Source organism: Chryseobacterium sp. GVT01B, from assembly GCF_019970045.1.
In the GTDB taxonomy this organism is placed as follows: Bacteria; Bacteroidota; Bacteroidia; order Flavobacteriales; family Weeksellaceae; genus Chryseobacterium.
Genome location: NZ_JAHXYI010000001.1, coordinates 689,690 through 711,546 on the forward strand (window position 1 = coordinate 689,690; position 21,857 = coordinate 711,546).

A 21,857-nucleotide genomic window follows, 5' to 3' on the forward strand; every position below is an offset into this window, starting at 1 on the left:
AATATAAAACTATGGACAACATCAATTTATTACCAATATTTAACTCGGTTCTTTATTCACTATTAGGAATCGCTATTCTTCTGGTGTGCTATTTCGTTATAGAAAAACTTACTCCGGAAAAAACATGGCATGAGATTGCTCAGAACAAAAATATAGCACTGGCTATTGTCTTCGGAGCATTTATCATAGGAATTTCAATGATTATAAGCGCTGCAATTCATGGATAAGAAGAGGATTCCTCTTGAGCTGCTTTTATTGTTTTCAGTATTCGTCATTGCTACATGTGGATTGATTTATGAATTGGTGGCCGGAGCCCTGGCGAGCTATCTTTTAGGAGACTCTGTAAAGCAGTTTTCCTTTATTATCGGGGTGTATTTATTTTCAATGGGAGTAGGTTCATATTTTGCGAAATTCATCAAGGGAAATCTGATCGATAAATTTATTGAGATCGAGATTCTGGTGGGAATCGTAGGCGGAATCAGTTCTGTTGTGCTCTTTACTTTGTTTAATACACTCGCACATTTTGAAAGTGTTCTCTACCTTTTTGTCTTTTTCACCGGATGTCTCGTTGGAGTGGAAATTCCGCTTTTAATGAATATTCTGAAAGACCGGGTACAGTTTAAAGATTTAGTTTCAAATGTCTTTGCATTCGATTATATCGGAGCTTTATTAGCCTCGATTCTCTTTCCGTTGGTTTTAATTCCAAAGCTGGGAATTGTAAAGACACCTTTATTTTTTGGTCTGATTAATATCTCTATTGCGATATTTTTATGCTATTACCTTAGAAAGGAATTGTCAAAACCCCTATCATTAAAAGTAAAATCTATTGCTGCATTTGCTTTTCTGTTGGGGCTTTTCTTTTTTTCAGATACGATTCTGTCTTATTCTGAAGAAAAATTGTACGGTGAAAATGTAGTTTATACCAAAAGTTCTCCCTACCAAAGGATTGTTCTTACCCGAAATACTCATGAATTCCGTCTGTATTTAAATAACAACCTGCAGTTTTCTTCCACCGATGAATATCGTTATCATGAAGCTTTAGTACATCCCGCAATGTCTATGGCAAAGAATATTGATAATGTCCTGATTTTGGGAGGTGGTGACGGTTTTGCAGCAAGAGAAGTGTTAAAATATAAAGACGTTAAAAAAATAACGCTTGTAGATCTTGATGGGGAAATGACACAGTTTTTCAAGACCAACGAAACCATGCGCAAACTGAACCAAAGTTCTTTTTCCAATCCGAAGGTGGAAGTGATTAATAAAGATGCTTACATTTGGGTAAAAGAGAACAAAAAAAAGTTTGATGTCATCATCATAGATTTTCCGGATCCATCCAATTATAGCTTGGGAAAACTCTATTCCTTGCAGTTTTATAAAGAACTGGAAAGACTGACTACCCTTGATACAAAGATTGTGGTTCAAACCACCTCTCCGTATTTCGCGCCTAAATCTTTCTGGTGTATAGAAAAAACTATCAATCAGATTTTTCCTTTCACAGCAGCATACCATACCTATGTTCCCTCTTTTGGAGAATGGGGGTTTTCTATGGCTTCATTTGAGCCCATCAACAACAGGGTCTACAGAAAGCTGCCTGGGTTAAAATATTATGATTATAACTTTTCACAGATGTCTTATTTCAGTAAAGATATGAAAGTGAAGGACGTAGAAGTTAACCGTCTGGACAACCAGATACTAGTTCGTTATTTTGATGAAGAGTGGGGGAAAGTACAGTAGAAAGGATTTTCTTAAAACTATATTTTTAGGTAGTCTTATGCTTCCCTTTTTGCAGTATTGCGGAAAGAAAGTAAAATCATTGCTGCTGAAGATTACCGGGACAAACCATGTGCTGGGGCATAAACTGTGGGCAAAAGATTTTCCACAATTTTCAGAAGTTATCCACACCCGATATCTTATCGTAGGCGGTGGGATTTCCGGACTTTCAGCGTGCAGGTTCTTCAGTCAGCATCATGAACAGAACTATCTTCTCCTTGAAATGGAAAACCATCTTGGAGGAAATTCTTCTAATGGACAGAACACATTCTCAAAATTTCCTTTAGGTGCTCACTATTTACCATTACCGAACAAAGAGAATATAGAAATTATCGAGTTTCTGAAAGAATGCAAAATCTGCCTTGGAATCGAAGAGAATGGTGAACCCGTTCTTGATGAATACCAAATGACTTTCCCACAGCAGGAAAGGCTGTTCTATAAAAACTCCTGGCAGAACGATATTGTTCCACAAAGAGGAATTTCAACAGAAACCCAGCAAGAGCTTAACCGTTTTTTTAAGTTGATGGATGAATTTCGTTTAAAAAAAGATGCAGGGGGAAAATACTGGTTTGCCATTCCTGTACATGACTCCAGCAAAGATGATGAGGTTTTGACATTTGAAAAAATCATTTTTAAAGACTGGCTCAAAGAAAATAAATATCACTCCGAAGAGCTCCTTTGGCTGCTGGATTATTCCTGCAGAGACGATTTCGGATTGGGAATAGACTATGTTTCTGCATGGGCTGGAATTCATTATTTCGCAGGTAGAAAGAACAATTGGAGCACGAAATATAAAGATCAGGTTTTCACATGGCCTGAAGGTAATGCCAGATTAGCAAAACATTTTTCAAAATATACAGAAGGAAAGCATATGTCCGGAAATCTGGTTTTTGATGTGAAAATCAATGATAAAGTTGAGGTTTTAAGTTTTGATAATACTCAGAAAAAAACAAAAAAGATCATTGCAGATAAAGTACTGTTTGCATCACCGCAGTTTGTCAACGAAAGGATTTTCAATCATCAAAAAGCAGCTTCATTTAACTATGTTCCCTGGCTTTTAACAACAATTACTCTGAAGAATGAATTCGGAGGGGATGAAGAGTTGGCCTGGGATAATGTGATTTATGGCTCTTCGGGATTGGGCTATATCTTTGACCAGCATCAGAATCTGAACCAGGTTATGGGTGAAAAAGTGATTACCCATTATAAGAGCTTTTCAACCGGAGATTGTAGGAAAGCAAGGAAAAAGCTGTATGCAATGAAAGATGCTGAACTGAAAAATTTAGTTTTGGATGATCTGAAGAAAGCTCACCCATTGATAGAGGATTTTATTCTGGAAATGCAGTTTCATAAAATAGGACATGCCATGGTTGCTCCGGTACCTGATCAGATTTTTGGAGAAAAAACCAAAATGGCAAAAGAACCTATTGAAGATAAAATATTCTTTGCCCATTCCGATCTTTCAGGAATATCTATTTTTGAAGAAGCTTTCTATCAGGGAATCCGGACTGCAGAACGAATGATTTAAAATAATACAATGAAACAGCCGTGGATACATAATGCAAAAACAGACTGGTGGTTTATCTTATCACCGCCTTTTGTGGTATTGCTGATTATCTTTCTCTTTCAGAAACAGATTCAAGGGTTAGAAAATCATTATTCTTTTTATACATGGCTTTTCCTGATTGTTTTCGTGGATGTGTCTCACGTGTATTCTACACTGTTCAAAACTTATTTTGTAAAAGGAGAAGTTCAGAAAAATAAGCTGCTTTATCTCGGCATCCCTGCTGTAAGCTGGATTTTGGGAATTATTCTGTTTCAATTTGGGAGTCTGACATTCTGGTCGGTGCTGGCTTTGGTTGCAGTTTTTCATTTTATACGACAACAGTACGGGTTTATGAGAATCTATGCCCGTTTTGAGCCGAATAACTGGAGTAAGAAAATAGATGAAGTGGCTGTTTATTCTGCAACTATTTATCCCATGTTGTACTGGTTTAAAACACCTCGTGCCTTTACATGGTTTGTCAATAATGAGTTTGACTGGCTTAAAAATCTTCCGGATTATACTCATTTGATTACCATTGTATACTTTGCAATTCTGATCATTTGGCTTGTTAAAACTGTTTTTGAAGTTTTTAAAACAAAAGATATTAATATCCCAAAAACTGCTTTGATTACCGGAACTTTCCTTTCCTGGTATTTCGGGATTGTCTACTTTAATAATGATCTTCTTTTCACTTTTCTGAATGTGGTTTCCCATGGGATTCCTTATGTCGCATTGATTTATATCCGGGAAATACATCAAAAGGAAAACAATCAGCTTAACAGAATGCAGGTTTTTAAATCTTTTTCAGGTGTATTTTTATTTGTGGGTATTATTTTAGGATTTGCCTTTGTAGAAGAATTCTTATGGGAAACGTTGGTTTGGAATGAGCATTTTTCCCTGAATGTGATGCTCTCAGAAAAATGGTTTCAGTTTCTGGTTCCGTTATTAGTCGTGCCTCAGCTCACTCATTATCTGCTGGATGGCTTTATTTGGAGAAAACCAAAAAAAGTTAGCTAACTTTGCGGTAATCTTTAAAATCTAAAAATGAGACAATACTTTCTCTTATTAGCAGTTTTTCTCGGAATCATTGCAGGGGCACAACAGAAGACTTTCTGTAATCCCATCAATATTGATTATGGTTATACGCCTTTTGAAGTTTTTTCAAAACAGGGAAAACACCGTGCTACAGCAGATCCGGTGATTGTTAATTTTAAGAATAAACTGTTTCTTTTTTCTACCAATCAGGAGGGATATTGGTACAGTGATGATATGCTGGACTGGAAGTTTGTAAAAAGGAAATTTCTCAGAGATAATAAATACACCCATGACCTTAATGCTCCGGCAGTTTGGGCCATGAAAGATACTTTATATGTCTATGGCTCTACCTGGGAACAGGATTTCCCGATCTGGAAAAGTACGAATCCTACGAAAGATGATTGGAAAATTGCAGTAGATACTTTAAAAGTAGGAGCATGGGATCCGGCATTTCACTATGATGAAGATAAAAATAAACTGTATCTGTACTGGGGTTCAAGTAACGAATGGCCATTGCTGGGAACCGAAGTGAAAGTGAAAAATCTTCAGTCTGAAGGTTTCGTGAAACCTATTATTAAATTAAAACCAGAAGATCATGGCTGGGAACGTTTCGGTGAATACAATGACAATGTTTTTCTTCAGCCTTTTGTAGAAGGAGCGTGGATGACAAAGCACAACGGAAAATATTATATGCAGTATGGTGCTCCGGCAACAGAGTTTAGCGGATATTCTGATGGAGTATATGTGAGTAAAAATCCTTTGGAAGGCTTCGAATATCAACAACATAATCCGTTTTCCTATAAACCGGGAGGTTTTGCCAGAGGAGCAGGCCACGGAGCTACTTTTGAAGACAATTATAAAAACTGGTGGCACATTTCAACCATCTTTATTTCTACTAAAAATAATTTTGAAAGAAGACTGGGAATCTGGCCGGCAGGTTTTGATAAGGATGATGTAATGTATTGTAATACGGCTTATGGGGATTATCCTACATACCTTCCGCAGTATGCACAGGGAAAAGATTTTACAAAAGGTCTTTTTGCCGGATGGATGCTGCTGAATTATAACAAACCGGTTCAGGTTTCATCTACTTTAGGTGGATATCAGCCTAATTACGCAGTAGATGAAGATATCAAAACATATTGGAGTGCCAAAACAGGAAATTCCGGAGAATGGTTTCAGACAGATCTTGGTGAGGTTTCTACCATCAATGCCATTCAGATCAACTATGCTGATCAGGACGCTGAATTTATGGGGAAAACTTTAGGGAAAATGCATCAATACAAAATCTACGGTTCCAATGATGGGAAGAAATGGAATCTGATTGTGGATAAAAGCAAAAATACAAAAGATGTTCCTCACGATTATGTAGAACTGGAACATCCTGCGAAAGCCCGTTTCCTGAAAATGGAAAATTTGAAAATGCCGACAGGGAAATTTGCATTGAGCGGTTTCAGGGTATTTGGAAAAGGAGCAGGAAAACAACCCGCTAAGGTGGAAGGTTTTGTACCTTTAAGAGCTGATCCAAAGAAATATGGTGAAAGAAGAAGTATCTGGATGAAATGGCAGCAGAATCCTGATGCAGACGGCTATGTAATCTATTTTGGAAAGTCTCCTGATAAATTGTACGGAAGCATTATGGTATACGGAAAAAATGAATATTTCTTTACAGGTGCAGACAGAACGGATGCTTACTATTTCCAGATTGAAGCTTTCAATGCCAATGGAGTTTCGGAAAGGACAGCCGTTGCAAAATCTGAATAAATACAATTAAATTATAAAAGAATGACACGTTTTGAAATATCAGGACGTGTTATTTTTTGATGGAATTTATAATAAAAATCCGCTGAAAAGAATCAGCGGATACTGTAAAGAATAATTAATTGAATATGAAGAAAGATAAATTTTATCTCGTTCTGCTTTTGATAGCATCTGATGCACCTTCGATGTCTCTTACTTTTTTCACTTTCTGGTTTCCAAAATTGTAGGTAAGACTTACCGTAAAGTTTCTGTTGTAACGGTTTTGGTGGATGTAATTATAGTTGCCATTCTCCTGGAAGTCTTCAATTTTAACGATGTTGGTATTAAGGATGTCATTCACATTTACCGCAAAAGTCCAGTCGTTCCACATTTTCTTAAGGCTGAGGTCTAAGCTCATTAAGCCTTTTAGTAATCCAAGTTCAATCTGCTGCTTGTCTACGAAGAAATAATTAACACCAAAGAACCATGTTTTCTTTTTATCAAGACGGATCGTGTTGTTGGTCTGAATCAAAAGACTGGTAGAATTTGTTTTGTTGGTGTATACTATGTCTTTACCATCCTGATTTCTGAATCGGTCTCCTGTTGTAGGATCAATATCAAGACTTCCATTATTGATGTTATGCTGTACTCCGATATTGAAGTTGGTTGTCCAGTATTGTTTGAAGAATGACTTCTGAATACCTACCATGGCAGACATTTCCTGTTTATTTCCAAAATTGGTTCTTATATATCTAAGAACAGGATTTTCTCCTACTTTACCGTCAGGTGATACAGGATAACCCTGCAGTGGAACCTGAGTGATAGCATCCTGAATATAAGAATGGTTTAAAATCAGGAAGTATGAATTTTTGTACATATAAGTCAGCTCCTGATTATAAGTAGATGAAGCCTTTACAAATGGGTTATTTTGAGTATAATTATCATCTGTAAGAATATTTCTTACCGGATTGATTTCCCAAAAACTCGGTCTTCTCATCCTGCTTGAAAAGGAATAGGAAATATTATTTTTATCATTGATTGCATAGTTGAAACTCAGATAAGGAAGAATATTACTGTAATTTCTTTCAATCCTTTTAAGTTCATCTGTAGGAGCGTTGTCAGAAGTTCCAAGACTGCTGGTGATCTCATATCTTGCTCCTACTTTTCCGGAAATTTTATCCGAGAGTTTCTTTTCAACGGTCACATACATGCCGTAGATGTTTTCATCGTAGATAAAATGATTGGGTCTTGAGTCTGGAGCTTCTATGGGATTAAAAGAATATGTAATGTTTTTAGAATCGTTGTCTGTTTTGGTTTTGTTATAATTTCCTCCTACGGAAATTGTCAGGTCATTTTTAAATTTCTGATTGTAATCCACCATTCCGGAGAAGTTATTAATGATCTGGGGAAGGTCCTGAATGACTTGTCTTGTTCTTGATCCTACAACTCTGTCAATATCTGAAGCGAAGGTTTTGTTATCGGTGTACTGAAATCTTCTGTAGTTAAGATAAGCTGCATTTACATTCAGTTTGCTGCCTAATGAGTCTGTTTTTAATTCATAATTTAAATTCACGGAATTGTTATAAGATCTTGCATCTTCTTTATTTTTGGACCATGTATATTCCGGGTTTTCTGTACTTGCTTTTTTTATGGTATTGAACAAATCTACCGTTGAATTATAGCTTTTGTTGGCCCAGGTGTTCCATGATAAAGCCAGATTACTCTTCTCATTCAATTGATAGTCAATATTCAGATAACCTCCGATGTTTTTGTTCGGATCGTCAACATCTCCTGTAGATTCGTTAGAAGTCTTGGCAGTTCCGTTTCTTAACGTGTAGGTTTGTGCCTCTATATTTTCACCACCGCTAAGGTTGGCGCTCACTCCCAGCTTACCTTTTCTGTAGTTGGCAGAGAAGCTGGCCTGGCTTCCGTTGTATTTACTGGTTGTGTTAGACATTCTCATATTTCCGTTGAGACCGTCACTCATTTTTTTCTTTAAAACGATATTGATGATCCCATCTGATGATTCAACCTGAAATTCACTTCCCGGAACGGTAATGACTTCAATTTTCTGAATGTTTTCTGCCGGAGTATTTTTCAGGAACTGAGCCAGGGATTCAGAATCCATATTGCTTTTTCTTCCGTTGATATAGATCAGGGCATTATTTTTTCCAGCGATTTTTAATGTTTTATCATCTGTGGAAGATAATAGAGGAGTCTGCTTCAGAAGGTCGAAAGTGGTATTTCCTTTAGCTACGGGAGATGCTGCCACATCATATACAAAACGGTCACTTTGTTTTTTGAAAACCTGTTTTGTAATGGTAACTCCTTCTATACTTTTTGTTTTTGCCGTATCAGATTTCTTCTCCTGGGCAAATGCACAAGTACCGAATACGATGGCCATTGACAAAATTATACGTTTCATGTTGTTTTTATTTAAGAGTGGTTGAGTGATATAAGTTTTTATAGATTAGGTTCTTGATTTTACAGCATCATTAGCTGATTTCATTTCCCTTGTCTTTTTCAGTTTCTGGTTTCCGAAATTATAAGTAACTCCGATGCTCATGAGCCTTGGATAGTTGAAGTTGGTAATATTGTTATATTTTCCGTTTGGCTGTACTCCTTTGACTCTGTAAAAGCTTTGGTTAAATAAATCGCTTACTTCCGCTACAATGGTCCAGTCGCCCGCAATTTTTTTCAGACTGAGATCGAAGCTTTGTCTTGCTCCTATCATACCTCCTTCCATTGCTGTCTGGCTTGCAAAGAAGTAATTAACTCCTAAGAACCAGTCTTTTTTAGATGAAAGTCTGATGATATTATTGATGGTTGCAGACATATTGTAGTTTTTTACATCAATGATATAAGGATCCAGTGACTCAGATTCGTACTGACCTAGCTGAGAAGTTGGATCTTCCCATACTCCGCCTTTGTAGGTAACATAACCCAAATTGACAGAATAGTTGGTTGTCCATATGTCTTTGAACCATGATTTGTTCATTCCCAGCGTTAGAGCAAGCTCTCTGTTTTTACCGTAATTGGTTCTTATATATCTTAGGAATCTAGTTGTTCGCATGATCATATTTCCATCTGGGCCATAGACTATATTTCCATTTTTATCCCTTTCTGGAGCTGTTAAAGTCCCTTGTAACGGAAGCATATCAGAAGCAGATGCATCTTCCACCATATTAAAGCTAAGATTGGCGTAGAATGCATTTTTGTACATATAGTTCAGTTCCTGATTATAAAATTTTGAAGCAAGAACAAATGGATTGTTCTGTGTATAATTCGTAGGAGTGAAATACGTTCTGGATGGGTTAAGTTCCCAGAACCTTGGTCTTCGGATTCTGCTCGAGAAAGTATAGCTCAGGTTGTGATCAGAATTGATGGCATAATTTAAATTCAGATAAGGTAAAAGATTGTTGTAGTTTCTTTCGAATCCTGTTTTTTTCAGAATCTCTCCCGTACTTCTGGTCATTTCATATCGGGCTCCTATTTTTCCGGATATTTTCTCAGTCAGTTTACGTTCATAGTTCAGGTAAATACCTAAAATATTTTCTTTATAAATGAAGTGATTGGTTTGTTTGGGATCTATCACAAAATCGGTACCTATTAATTTGTCTTGTTTGGTATCATTATCGGTGTTCGTATGATTGTAGCTGATTCCCATTAACCATGTTGCACCTTTAGCCGTTTTTTTCAGATAGTCTATATTAGCTGCATAATTGTTAATGATCTGGGGTACTGATTGATGAAGTGCAGAATACTTATTAATGGTATCATTAGTTAAAGGAAAACTTTCATTAAAACTTACTTTATCTCTGTTGAACCATAGGTAAGAAATGTTTGAGGTAAGCCTGCTTCCCAAAGAATCTGTTTTCATTTCATAATTTAAATTGAATGAGTGATTTCTGGTTTGTGCATCTTCATTATTGACCGTTCTGTTATTTAAAACTCCGTTTTGCCAGTTGGTAATATCCAGTACAGAATTGAAACTTTTATTATATCTCATGTTGTAGGAGAAACCAAGACTGTGCTTTTTATTGATCTCATAATCAACGTTAAAGCCTCCTCCAAAATTTTTATTAGGATCATCATTAAACCCGTATGATTCATTTCTGAAAGTAGGATCTCCGTTAGACAGCGTATATCTTTGTCTGTCTGTCCAGCTTCCTGTTCTGAAGTTTGAATTACCAGACCACTTTCCTTGTCTGAAGTTAAATGAAGCTCCGGCATTAGGGTTATTGTAAAAAGCCTGCTCGTTCTGCATTTTCAACGTTCCGTTGTAACCGTTGTTTTTGCTTTTTTTCATGACGATATTAATCACCCCTTCTTTGGATTCAACCTGGAATTCACTTCCCGGAACCGTAATCACTTCAATTTTCTGGATATCCTCGGATGGAGTAGACTTCAGCATTTCAATCAGTGCCTCAGAATCCATATTTGTTTTCTTATTGTTGATGTAGATCACCGCATCATTTTTTCCCAAAATCTTCAGTGTTTTTCCGTCTATGCTGGAAATCATTGGAGTTTGTTTTAAAAGATTAAAGGTGTTCGTTCCTTTAGCGATAGATGAAGAAGCTACATCGTACACTAAACGGTCTCCTTGTTTTTTGAAAACCTGCTTCTTGATATTCACTGCATCAATAGCATTTACTTTCAAACTGTCTTTTTTCTGCTGGGCAGTTACAAGTCCACCGAAAAATAGTGCTGCAATAAGAATTTGAGTTTTCATGATATTATTTTTTAATTAATAGCTTGTATGGTTTGTTATTTTACATTGCAAAGATATATAATAAATTTAGTATCATGCAATGCAAAGTACTTAAAATGTTTTTAATTAATATTTAAGTTATTGATTATCAGTAACTAAAATTTTACATCAATTTTAAGGTTTTAATGACTTTGTTCCTTAATTAGACAATTTAAAGTTCAATTTTGTTACATGACGAAATGAAATAGATGAAAAGTTGTAAAAATATTTGATGAGAAATCAGAAAAAGTAACAATGATTGTGTTTCATTACTATGCTTCGGTAAAAGAAAATTTTGCCCATATTAAAGTGATAAAATCTGGCTATGTGAATGCATTAAGCTTTGGTGCTTACCAACGGAATAAATAGAACAACGACATCTGCAATCAATGTAATAGATTTCCAGAAAACTCAAACGTAGCAAGAAGACATGTAAAAGGGACACGTTATAACTATAAAAACTAAAAGGACCGAAAAGGTCCTTTTTTTGTGAGTATTATATTATTTATTCTCTGTCAAAACGGGCAAGTTTTTTATCTACCCAAACCGTTGCAAAAGGGAAGAATGCGGATAATAATGCAAAAACAAAATCTTCATCATCCCAATTATAAATTTTTCTTGCAGGAAGGCAGAGTATAAGGTAAAGTGTAAAAAATAATCCGTGTAAACTGCCAATAACACTGATGAAGATAATAGAATATAAATTTTCATCATATCGGATCCAGATCATCGCAACACAATACAGTAAAAGACACGAAACAGCTTCCGCAACACAAATCTGTTTAAACCATTTGATGATTTTTTCCTGAGAATATTTTGAGAAAAATTTTTCGATGAAGTCCATTCCTTTAGTTATGAGTTGAGAGTTACTAGTAAAGAGTCTTTCTCTAATCTCTCATTTCTGATTACAAAATTACTTATAAAAACTACTACCATCCAAATATTCAAAAACTTCAGGAGGTAACATAGGCCTTACATTTTTGCCGTCTTTAATCATATTACGGATTTCTGTGGCAGAAAGTTCTATGACCGGCGCTTTTATCATAGAAATATTTTCATGCTGTAAATATTCAGAATCTGCCTTTTCTCCTTCAAATACTCTTGGATAAACAATGATATGATGATTTTTGATCAGAACATCAGAATTTTTCCACTTATGAAGACTCTTCAGATTATCTTCCCCCATAATCAGGCTGAAAGAATATTCAGGATACTTCTCATGGAGATAAGTAAGTGTATCGATAGTATAACTTGGCATTGGAAGAGAAAATTCTACATTAGAAGCTCTCATATTCGGATAATGCTTTACTGCGAGCTGTACCATATCAAGCCTGTTATGATCTTTCAGTAAAGATTTTTTGTCTTTAAATGGATTTTGTGGGCTCACTACAAACCAAAGCTCATCCATATCAGAATTTTCCAGAATATAATTTGCCAGAATAAGATGTCCGATATGAATTGGATTGAATGATCCGAAAAATAAGCCGATTTTTTTCATTGTTTGTTAGGTAGTAGGTAGCGGGTGATAGGTGGCAGTACTGTAAATATTGGTATCAGGATTCTTTTTAAGATTTACGGGGAATATTTGATTCTATTACCTGCAACCTAGATCCTACAGCCTCTATCAATCCCTGAATTTCACATCCTTAATATTTAGATAATGAGTGACATTGCCCTTCCAGTGATTTTCTTCAAGGGTAAAAGCAAGGTCGAAATTTTTATTTTTAAAATCTTCAACAAATGGTCCAAGCTTGAATCCTACGCACTCAATGTTTCGTCCTGTAGATTCCTGCTTGATATAAAATTTAAGGTGGTTATTATCTTTTCCCATAGTTTTTACATAGCCTGACAATTTCTGATTGGTCAATGTAAAAATAGGTTTCATATTGTGAGGTCCGAATGGAGCCAGTTTTCTATGGAAATTGATAAACTCTCTGTTGATTTCATCAACTGCAATTTCAGTATCAATGGCGATGGAAGGTTCTTTTTGATGGTCTTTGATTTTTTCAGAAACAATTTTTTCAAACCTTTCTTTGAAAGCATCAAACTTGTCTTTTTCCATAGAAAGTCCGGCAGCAGCGTGATGGCCCCCAAATTTCAGGAAATATTCAGAACACATATCAAGGGCTTCATGCACATCGAAATCAGAAACAGATCTTGCAGAAGCTACCATTTCCCCGTTATTACCATCTGTAAATACCAGGGTAGGTTTATAATACGTTTCAATAAGTCGGGAAGCTACAATACCAATCACTCCTTTATTCCATTCAGGATGATAAACGATGGTTGTGTGCTTGGTTTCCTGCTGAGACTCTATAATTTGGTTCAACGCAGAAAGAGTGGAGTTCATATCCAGCTCTCTTCTTTCATCGTTGAGGTTCATGATGTCGCTTACAATCTGGTTGGCATGTTTCAGATTGTCAGAAACCATAAGTTCTACGGCCGCTTTACCATGAGAGATTCTTCCGGCTGCATTAATTTTAGGAGCTATTTCAAAAACAATATTTGAAATTTCAAAATGAGAAAGCTTATCCTCAGGAATCAGCAATCTTAATCCCAGATTTCTGGTTTTTCTAAGGGTTTTCAATCCCATTTTAGCCAGTACTCTGTTTTCACCCGTCATGGAAACAATATCGGCAGCAATAGAAATGGCCAGAAGATCAGTAAGTTCAAATAATTCCGCTTCCGGTAATTTATAAATTGTATTTAATCCCTGGCAAAGCTTAAAACCAACGCCACATCCCGAAAGTTCTTTGAAAGGATATCGGCAGTCATTTCTTTTAGGATCAAGTACAGCTGCTGCATCAGGAATTTCTTCACCCGGAAGGTGATGGTCGCAGATAATAAAATCTATATCCAGATTTTTGGCATAGTTGATCATATCAAGAGCCTTTATTCCGCAATCCAGAGCAATGATTAATGAAAATCCATTTTCTTTGGCAAAATCAATTCCTTCAGTAGAAATTCCATACCCTTCAGAATTTCTGTCAGGAATATAATAGTCTAAATATTTTTTCTCAACAATTTTGCTGAGATAAAGGTACATTAAAGCAACGGCTGTGGTTCCGTCCACATCATAGTCACCATAGACCAATATTTTTTCACCATTTTCAATAGCCGTTGCAATACGCTCTACAGCTTTTTGCATATCTGCCATTAAAAATGGATTATGTATATCGTTAAGGTTTGGTTTGAAGAATTCTCTGGCCTTTTGATAGTTGTCAATCCCTCTTAAAACGAGGATTTTAGATTCAAAAGTACCAAAACCAAGTGACGAACTCAGTCTGTCCACAACTTCCTCATCGGGTTCAGGCTTATAAATCCATTTTTGACTCATTTCACAAAAATAAGGAAAAAAAATAGCATTCCAGAAAGAACTGGAACGAAGTTTCGACTTAATAATTGTTAAAAAAAGGCTATCTTCGTGCTCCAAAATTTTAAATGACTATGAAAAAAATTACTGTATGCCTTATGTTATTTGGGGCTATGTATTCGATTAATGCACAAAAAATTAACCTCGGGAAAGCTGCCGGAATGGTTTCAAATGGTGCAAAAGCTCTAACATTTACGAACGAAGATGCGGTTAAACTATCCAAAGAGTCAGTAGACTGGATGGATAAAAATAATGCTGTAGCAGGACCTAAAGACCCATATACTGTGAGACTGAACAAACTGTTTGGAAAACACAAATCTCAGGACGGTCTGAATTTGAATTATAAAGTTTATAAAGTTAAAGATATTAATGCGTTTGCCTGTGCGGACGGAAGTGTACGTGTATTCTCTTCTCTGATGGATATCATGACAGACAATGAATTGCTTGCTGTTATCGGGCATGAGATCGGGCACGTGAAAAATCAGGATACAAAAGATGCTATGAAGTCTGCTTATCTGAAAGCGGCGGCATTAGATGCTGCATCATCGGCTTCTTCTGCTGTAGCTACTCTTAATGAGAGCCAGGTAGGAAAGATGGCTAATGCATTTTTGGATGCTTCACACAGTAAAAAACAGGAATCAGAAGCAGATACTTATTCATATGACTTTATGAAAGCTAATAAATATGATGTTGTAGGAGCTTATACAGCTTTCAAAAAGTTAGCACTGCTTTCAGAAGGAAGTACACAGAGTAATTTTGAGAAAATGTTCAATTCTCACCCTGACAGTAATAAAAGGGCAGAGTCTATTAAAAAACGAGCAGAAAAAGATGGTCTTTGGAAAGATCCGGGAACAGTAACTTTGCCTACAGCAAAACTTACGAAATAATTAATTATATATTTTCAACAAAAAAACCTCAAAGCACTGCTTTGAGGTTTTTTATTGGTTTGATGAAAAAATTTAAAATAATGTAATGTATAGAAATTGAAAAAAAAATTCATTAAAACTTAAAATAAGATTTTTTAGGTTGTATTAAATTTCAATTATTATAATATAATTTTTATATCATTTGTTTGGTTTTAATTCGTTAATTTTAGTTAATTTGATAATTTTTAATTTTTACATTTGTGTTGAATAAAATATAAATAATGAATAAAAAAATTACATTTGTCTTACTTGGCTTAATGACTGCTTTTCTTTGTGGTAAAGTCAATGCTCAAAACTATCAAATCTTAAATGTTACAAGTGGCTATAATGAAGATCTTGTAGCAAACGGTGCAGGAGTGGCTTCTTCTAGTACCTCGCAAAGTGTGGATGATCCAGCCAACGGGTATGTGTTTATGTCAACGGATTTTGTTAACGGTTCGGGGGTAAGTCCAGTTTCAGGATTGCCAGTTAATGGTTTGATTAATTCAGCAAATACATCAGGGTTGTCGTTTCAATTAGGCTCTTATAGCTCTAATAATTCCTTAAGGCTTTTAAATGTAAGTGATTCAGGAACTTTATCATTTAGTTCTAGTCCAAAAGCTTCTAAATTATATATACTGGCAACTACAGGAAGTGGAAGTTCTACAGCCGATATTCTTGTGACTTTTACAGATGGGACAAGTCAGACATTTACTAATAATACTGTGAGTGATTGGTATGGAGGGTCTTCTTTTGCTATCAAAGGAATTGGTAGAGCGAGTAGGGTAAGTGATGTTATTGAAAATAATATCAATGATCCGAGGTTGTATGAGATTGTCTTGTCAATGAACGCTGTTAATCAGGCTAAGAATATTTCAAGTGTTAAAGTCACTAAAACTTCATCAGGATCAGGAATTTTGTGTGTTTTTGGCCTTTCTTACCAAGCTGCAAATTCATGTATCGCATCGGATTCTATTACGGCTGCCAATTTAACTCCAAATTCTGCAACGGTTTCTTGGACAGCTGTTTCGGGAGTTTCATCTTATGAGCTATACAGAAGCACTTCAACGGTTGCTCCTGTTGGTTCTACTGCACCAACGGATACGGGAATTGGTACTACTTCAAAAAATATTACAGGATTGTCGCCAGCTACATCATATAATGTATGGGTAAGATCAAACTGTGGAGGAGGCAGTGTGAGTGACTGGAGCCCTGTAAAGGCGAACTTTACGACATCTTGTGCTTTTGTAAATGCTCCATATACAGAAAATTTCGATTCCACCACACCCGGAACTCTACCAATGTGTACCTCGCAGCAAATCATAAATGCAGGAGGAGATTGGACTATTGGGGATAGTGCAGGATTATCCGGATTTTCGTCCAATATAGTTTATACTTCAACCAATGATATGACGGATGCAGATACCTGGTTTTATACAAATGGTGTTAATCTACAGGCAGGAACTTCCTATACCTTTACGTTTGATTATGCTAATTATGATCCTCAAAATTTTAAAGTTGCATATGGTACTTCACCAGTAAATACTTCAATGACTAACATGATTAATGATTATTCTAACGTAGATATAACTACCTATGCAACGGGATCTTTTACAATTACACCTGCGACAAGTGGAGTTTATTATTTCGGATTTAATGTATATACAACCGCAGCTATGAGTGGAGGTTTTGGACTTATGATGTTTGATAATATATCATTAACTACAAGTTCATTATCTACTTCAGAAAACTTGTTGTTGAAAGGGATGCAGGTTTATCCAAACCCAACAAGTGATTATCTAAATATTAAAGGAGCTAAGAACGTTTCAGGAATTAAAGTTTTGGATGTTTCAGGTAGAGTCGTTTTATCTTCAGACAAAGCTGAACAAAGAATTGATGTTTCACAGTTAGTAAGAGGAGCTTACATCCTTACTGTCAAAAATACAGACGGAACTTCTTCAACTCATAAGTTTATCAAGAAATAATTTAACGATTAAAGTCGTAATAAAAATAGCTACTCAAACGAGTAGCTATTTGTTTTTTTATGAATTAAAATTCTTAATGATTAAGAATACATTTTTTCTCTTAATTCTTTTACCTTTTTATCAGCAAGGTATTCGTCATAAGTCATTTCTCTGTCGATAATTCCTGTAGGAGTTAGTTCAATGATTCTGTTACAGACTGTTGAAAGCATTTCGTGGTCATGAGATGCTAATAAAAGATTTCCTTTGAAGTTCGATAAAGAGTTGTTCAAAGTAGTGATACTTTCAAGGTCTAAGTGGTTGGTAGGTTCATCTAATAAAAGGACGTTTGCTTTCTGAAGCATCATTCTGCTGAACATACATCTCATTTTCTCACCTCCTGAAAGCACTTTACAAGATTTTAAAGCTTCATCACCAGAGAAAAGCATTCTTCCAAGGAATCCTCTTACAAACTCTTCGTGACGCTCTTCGTCATTTTTGGTAAATTGTCTCAACCAGTCAACCAGACTTAAATCTTCCTGGAAGAAGTTAGTGTTGTCCAAAGGCATATGAGATTGGTTAGTTGTAACTCCCCAAGCAACAGTTCCTTTATCAGCTTCTACATTCCCTGCTAAAATTTCGAAGAATTCTGTAATTGCTAAAGAGTTTTTGGAAAGTACAGCTACTTTATCTCCTTTCTTAAGATTCAAATCAATATTAGAGAATAGTAATTCTCCATCTTTTGTTTTCTCAAGACCTTTTACATCTAGAATCTGATCACCAGCCTCTCTTTCCATTTCGAAAATAATAGCCGGATATCTTCTTGAAGATGGTTTAATATCGTCAATATTTAATTTGTCGATCATTTTCTTTCTTGCAGTAGCCTGTTTGGCTTTAGCTACGTTAGAGCTGAATCTTGCAATGAAGTCCTGAAGTTCTTTTTTCTTCTCCTCAGCTTTCTTATTGGCCTGAGCTCTTTGTCTTGTTGCCAATTGAGAAGCCTGGTACCAGAAAGAGTAGTTACCTGTGTAAAGATTAAGTTTAGCATAATCCAAGTCACCAATGTGTGTACACACTGTATCAAGGAAGTGACGGTCGTGAGATACAACAATTACTGTATTTTCATAATCAGCAAGGAAATCTTCCAGCCATGAGATTGTGTCAATGTCAAGGTCGTTGGTAGGCTCATCCAGAATCAACACATCCGGATTGCCGAAAAGAGCCTGAGCCAAAAGAACCTTTACTTTGTCTTTGTTCTCAAGTTCGCTCATCATCTGCCAGTGCATGTCATCTTTTACTCCAACATTTGAAAGCATGGTCTGTGCATCAGATTCTGCAGTCCAGCCACCCATTTCATCATAGATTACGCCTAGTTCACCGGCTTTAATTCCGTCTTCGTCAGAGAAATCTTCTTTTGCGTATAACGCATCCATTTCCTCCTTTATTTCAAATAATTTCTTATTACCTCTTAAAACTGCCTCAAGAACAGTATACTGATCATAAGCAAAGTGATCCTGCTCCAAAACTGACATTCTTTTCCCTGGTTCCAGAGATACATGTCCTGTTGTAGGATCCTGCTTTCCTGTTAATATTTTCAGGAATGTAGACTTTCCCGCACCGTTTGCTCCGATGATCCCGTAGCAGTTTCCTTTGGTAAACATAATATTTACCTCGTCAAAAAGAACTCTTTTCCCGAATTGTAAAGATAAGTTAGATACTGTTAACATATAGTTTTGTAAATTTGGCGCAAAAATACGAAAAGAATTTGGGTATTTTGTAATAATATAATAGTCAAGTTTTTAATTGTATGGTATTTTTTATATATTTCATTAACGAAATTTTAAAATGATGAAGATTGAGAAAACAGTTAGCATATTAAACAGAAGAGCCCGTTTTGAATATGAAATTCTTGAAGAATATGAAGCAGGAATGGTTTTGACGGGTACCGAAATAAAATCTTTACGTTCATCCAAAGCATCCATTACAGAATCCTTCTGTCAGTTTATTGATGGGGAATTGTACATCATCAACATGATGATTGATGAGTATAAATTAGGTACTTTTTACAATCATAAAACAAAAAGGGAACGGAAATTGCTCTTGCACAAAAAAGAATTACAAAAACTTGAAAAAAAGTTAAAGGATGCTGGGAACACCATAATACCTTTAAAATTATATATCACTGACCGAGGTAAAGCAAAGGTGCTGATAGCGCTGGGTAGAGGGAAAAAGCTTTTCGATAAAAGAGAGGCGATAAAAGATAGAGAAAATAAACGGAACCTGGACAGAATATTAAAGAAAAGTTAAAAATCATTTGAAAAACTTTGTATATAAAGAAAAATTATATTTATTTTGCATTATCAATTATTTAATCATTTAATTCTATGAAAAATCTAAAATTAGGAATTTCAGCATTGGCGCTTACTGTTGCCTCTACTGTTTTCGCACAGACTACCAACAATCCGTGGTTAATCGGAGTTGGTGCTCATGCTGAAAACCACGTAGCAGCAAGAGGTAACTTCAGTAATACGTTCTCTGCTAACAATTTGACGAAGAGTATGTTCAATGTGAACAACTTCTCTATTACTCCTCCATTATCTAAGTTAACAGTTGCTAGAAATGTTGGTAAAGGTTTAGTAATTGACTGGCAGACTTCTGTTGGGAACGTTGAAAACAAAAGATTCAACATGGGGAAAGAATTTTTCCTAATGACAGGTCTTGGTTTCCAAGCTCACGCTGCAGGTCTTTTATGGAACGAAGAATCTTGGTTTGATCCATATTTAAGAGTTGGTGCTAACTACTTAAGACATGACTATACAGCTCTTACTTTCCCTAGAACATCTGTTGACGCTAACGGTAATCCAATCGAAGCTGTTGTTAATGGTAAGGATGGTAACGAAAATGGTAAAGCTAACCACTTTACTGTAGCTACAGGTGCTGGTGCTAACTTCTGGGTAACTAAGAACTTCGGTCTTGGTGTTCAGGGAGATTATGTATCAACTCCAGGTGACAACTCTACAGTTGCTAACTTCTGGCAAGCTTCTGCTTCTATCTTATTCAGATTTGGAAACAGAGATAGAGATAAGGATGGTATCCTAGATAAAGATGACCTTTGTCCAGATACTCCAGGTTTACCAGAATTCCAAGGATGTCCTGATACTGACGGTGACGGAGTTCCAGATAAAGACGATCAATGTCCAGAAGTGGCAGGTCCAGTTGAAAACAATGGATGCCCTTGGCCAGATACTGACGGTGATGGTGTAATCGACAAAGATGACGCTTGTCCTACAGTAGCAGGTCCTGCTGAAAACAACGGTTGTCCTTGGCCAGATACAGATGGTGACGGTATCTTAGATAAAGATGATGCTTGTCCTACTGTTCCAGGTCTTCCTGAATACAACGGATGTCCTAAGCCAAAAGATGTTATCGCTAAAGAAGCTACAGGTGCTCTTAAAGATATCTTATTTGATTTCAATAAAGCTACTATCAGACCTGAATCTAGCGGTAAATTAGATCAAGCTGCAACAATCATTAAGCAGTCTAACGACGGTACATTCTTAGTAACTGGTCACACAGATAAGAAAGGTGCTGATGCTTACAACTTGAAACTTTCTAGACAAAGAGCTGCTTCAGTAGTAGGTGCTCTAGAAGCTAGAGGTGTTAGCGGTAATCAGTTAAAATCTGTAGGAGTTGGTGAAAGAGACGCTACTGTTTCTGAAAAAGCTTCTGACGCTGAAAGAATGGTTGACAGAAAAGTAGTTGTTGAGGCTATCAACGGTGCTGCTTGGGATGCACTTAAGAAATCTGATCTAGAAGTTGTAGAGAAGAAGACTGTAGTGAAAAAAGCTAAAAAAGCTCCAGCTAAGAAAAAAGCTGCTGCTAAAAAGAAAAAATAATTAATTTTTCTAAATAATGAATACCTCCAATTTAATTGGAGGTATTTTTTTTTTGTTGACTTTTGAGTAATTTTGTTGGAAATTTAAAAATTAAAATGGGAAGAGCATTTGAATATAGAAAAGCTTCTAAAATGGCCAGATGGGATAAAATGGCCAAAACATTCTCCAAAATAGGTAAAGACATTGCATTAGCTGTAAAGGCTGGTGGAACAGATCCGGAAGCAAACCCGGCCCTGAGAAGATGTATCCAGAATGCGAAGGGAGCAAACATGCCTAAGGACAACGTAGAACGAGCAATTAAGAAAGCGAGCGGTGCTGATGCAGAAAACTATGAAGAAATCACGTATGAGGGCTACGGGCAAGGTGGTGTTGCTTTTTTTGTAGAATGTACTACAAACAATACAACAAGAACTGTAGCAAACGTGAGAGCTGTTTTTAACAAGTTTGACGGTAACCTTGGGAAAAATGGTGAATTGGCATTCATCTTTGATAGAAAAGGAATTTTCACAATCGATTTGGCTCAGATCAAAATGGATTGGGATGATTTTGAAATGGAAATGATTGATGGAGGTGCAGAAGATGTAGAAAAGGACGAGGAAGAGGTGATGATTACAACTGCTTTTGAAGATTTCGGTTCTTTATCTCACAAATTAGATGAACTTGGAATTGAGGCAAAGAGCGCAGAACTTCAAAGAATTCCAAACAATACAAAAGAAGTAAATGCAGAACAGTTCAAAGCTAACATGAAAATGCTTGAGCGTTTCGAAGAGGACGATGATGTTCAAAACGTTTACCACAATATGGAAATTACAGAAGAGTTGATGGACTCTTTATAAAAAATAATATAGCATTCATATACAGTTAACTTTCAATTAGTTTCT

16 protein-coding genes are annotated in these 21,857 nt (G+C 36.0%); 10 read left to right on the top strand and 6 right to left on the bottom strand.

Annotation, left to right across the window (positions count from 1 at the left end; all coding sequences use genetic code 11):
- Positions 1-11: 11 nt before the first annotated feature.
- Genes LC457_RS03200 through LC457_RS03220 form a run of 5 tightly spaced genes read left to right on the top strand, consistent with a single transcriptional unit; the run spans position 12 to position 6,115 of the window.
- On the top strand, positions 12-227 hold the full coding sequence (locus LC457_RS03200) for a DUF350 domain-containing protein (RefSeq protein WP_223598566.1): 216 nt from the start codon (positions 12-14) through the stop codon (positions 225-227).
- Entirely contained in the window at positions 220-1,734 is a 1,515-nt protein-coding gene (locus LC457_RS03205; RefSeq protein WP_223598567.1) for a polyamine aminopropyltransferase, read from the top strand. Before LC457_RS03200 ends, LC457_RS03205 begins: the two co-directional genes overlap by 8 nt.
- Before the next feature lie 37 nt (positions 1,735-1,771).
- On the top strand, positions 1,772-3,298 hold the full coding sequence (locus LC457_RS03210; RefSeq protein WP_223598568.1) for an NAD(P)-binding protein: 1,527 nt from the start codon (positions 1,772-1,774) through the stop codon (positions 3,296-3,298).
- A gap of 9 nt (positions 3,299-3,307) precedes the next feature.
- Positions 3,308-4,333 carry a hypothetical protein gene (locus LC457_RS03215; RefSeq protein WP_223598569.1) on the top strand — a complete coding sequence of 342 codons (1,026 nt, stop codon included), beginning with the start codon at positions 3,308-3,310 and terminating at the stop codon, positions 4,331-4,333.
- Positions 4,334-4,360: 27 nt separating this feature from the next.
- A complete protein-coding gene (locus tag LC457_RS03220) occupies positions 4,361-6,115 on the top strand; it encodes a discoidin domain-containing protein (RefSeq protein WP_223598570.1) in 1,755 nt (584 codons plus the stop codon).
- Between the two features lie 142 nt (positions 6,116-6,257).
- Here the strand turns inward: LC457_RS03220 and LC457_RS03225 are convergent, their stop codons facing one another.
- The 5 genes from LC457_RS03225 to recJ form a co-directional block, all read right to left on the bottom strand.
- Positions 6,258-8,516: a TonB-dependent receptor domain-containing protein gene (locus LC457_RS03225; RefSeq protein WP_223598571.1), complete on the bottom strand. Its 2,259-nt coding sequence runs from the start codon at positions 8,514-8,516 to the stop codon at positions 6,258-6,260.
- Between the two features lie 45 nt (positions 8,517-8,561).
- On the bottom strand, positions 8,562-10,823 hold the full coding sequence (locus tag LC457_RS03230) for an outer membrane beta-barrel family protein (protein WP_223598572.1): 2,262 nt from the start codon (positions 10,821-10,823) through the stop codon (positions 8,562-8,564).
- A 523-nt stretch (positions 10,824-11,346) separates the two neighbouring features.
- Positions 11,347-11,685, bottom strand: coding sequence for a DUF3817 domain-containing protein (locus LC457_RS03235; RefSeq protein ID WP_142717087.1), 339 nt, complete (start codon positions 11,683-11,685; stop codon positions 11,347-11,349).
- A 69-nt stretch (positions 11,686-11,754) separates the two neighbouring features.
- Positions 11,755-12,339 (bottom strand): nicotinate (nicotinamide) nucleotide adenylyltransferase, encoded by a 585-nt coding sequence (gene nadD, locus LC457_RS03240; protein WP_223598573.1) that lies wholly within the window; start codon positions 12,337-12,339, stop codon positions 11,755-11,757.
- 126 nt (positions 12,340-12,465) lie between these two features.
- Positions 12,466-14,178 (bottom strand): single-stranded-DNA-specific exonuclease RecJ, encoded by a 1,713-nt coding sequence (gene recJ, locus LC457_RS03245; protein ID WP_223598574.1) that lies wholly within the window; start codon positions 14,176-14,178, stop codon positions 12,466-12,468.
- 110 nt (positions 14,179-14,288) lie between these two features.
- Here recJ and LC457_RS03250 point away from each other — a divergent pair, with 110 nt between their 5' ends.
- Positions 14,289-15,101: a M48 family metallopeptidase gene (locus tag LC457_RS03250; protein ID WP_223598575.1), complete on the top strand. Its 813-nt coding sequence runs from the start codon at positions 14,289-14,291 to the stop codon at positions 15,099-15,101.
- Between the two features lie 260 nt (positions 15,102-15,361).
- Positions 15,362-17,104, top strand: coding sequence for a T9SS type A sorting domain-containing protein (locus tag LC457_RS03255; RefSeq protein ID WP_223598576.1), 1,743 nt, complete (start codon positions 15,362-15,364; stop codon positions 17,102-17,104).
- Positions 17,105-17,184: 80 nt separating this feature from the next.
- Here the strand turns inward: LC457_RS03255 and LC457_RS03260 are convergent, their stop codons facing one another.
- Entirely contained in the window at positions 17,185-18,807 is a 1,623-nt protein-coding gene (locus LC457_RS03260; protein ID WP_223598577.1) for an ABC-F family ATP-binding cassette domain-containing protein, read from the bottom strand.
- Positions 18,808-18,928: 121 nt separating this feature from the next.
- On the opposite strand from LC457_RS03260, the gene smpB reads away from it, so the two are divergent.
- The 3 genes from smpB (at position 18,929) to LC457_RS03275 (ending at position 21,812) form a co-directional block, all read left to right on the top strand.
- Entirely contained in the window at positions 18,929-19,387 is a 459-nt protein-coding gene (gene smpB / locus LC457_RS03265; RefSeq protein WP_045501613.1) for an SsrA-binding protein SmpB, read from the top strand.
- Positions 19,388-19,464: 77 nt separating this feature from the next.
- Positions 19,465-20,976: an OmpA family protein gene (locus LC457_RS03270; protein ID WP_223598578.1), complete on the top strand. Its 1,512-nt coding sequence runs from the start codon at positions 19,465-19,467 to the stop codon at positions 20,974-20,976.
- 95 nt (positions 20,977-21,071) lie between these two features.
- Complete coding sequence (locus tag LC457_RS03275) at positions 21,072-21,812, top strand: YebC/PmpR family DNA-binding transcriptional regulator (protein WP_184558271.1); 741 nt, start codon at positions 21,072-21,074, stop codon at positions 21,810-21,812.
- Positions 21,813-21,857: the final 45 nt, after the last annotated feature.